Source organism: Mesorhizobium sp. M7A.F.Ca.US.014.04.1.1 (assembly GCF_003998745.1).
GTDB lineage: Bacteria > Pseudomonadota > Alphaproteobacteria > Rhizobiales > Rhizobiaceae > Mesorhizobium > Mesorhizobium ciceri.
Genome location: NZ_RZRW01001369.1, coordinates 1 through 571, shown reverse-complemented (window position 1 = coordinate 571; position 571 = coordinate 1). Strand labels below are relative to the sequence as shown.

The 571-nt window shown below is 62.9% G+C and carries 1 protein-coding gene; it reads left to right on the top strand.

Annotation, left to right across the window (positions count from 1 at the left end; genetic code table 11):
- On the top strand, window positions 1–453 hold a 453-nt coding region (locus EOA22_RS36590; protein ID WP_127308170.1), incomplete at its 5' end, for a M20/M25/M40 family metallo-hydrolase.
- Window positions 454–571: the final 118 nt, after the last annotated feature.

Below are 571 nucleotides of genomic sequence, written 5' to 3'. Positions count from 1 at the left end.
GCCTACAATGTCACAGCCGGCAGGGTCACGTTGAAAGGCACCATCCGCAGCGGCAGCGATGCAACCCGCGAGCGGGCCTGGCACCGCGTTCGTACGATAGCCGAGGGTATGGCGACGAGCCACGGCGCGCGTGTCGAGGTCGACATCCACAAGGGCGAACCCGGCGTCGTCAACGATGTCGAGATGACAGAGCTGATTGCCGCCAGCGCCAAGGCCTGCATCGGTGCCGACAACGTCCTCAACACGCCCGGATGGACGATCGCGGACGACTTTGGCTACTACAGCGAGAAACGTCCTTCGGTCTATTTTCGGCTGGGAATCCGGAACGAGGAGATCGGATCGGTCTTTCCGCTCCATCACGCCCGGTTTCGTGTCGACGAGGCCGCGTTGAAGGTCGGCGCGACCACCCTGGTTGCGGCAGCGACGGCGTTTCTGTCTACGGGAGCGCCTTAGTCAGCCATCATGATGGTCATCGGCGCATGGGGCAGGAGCCTGGGATCGCTTACAGATACTGGGCGACCTTCTTGCCGACCGTGCGGAAGCGCAAGGGATCGATCGCTTCGCCATTGTG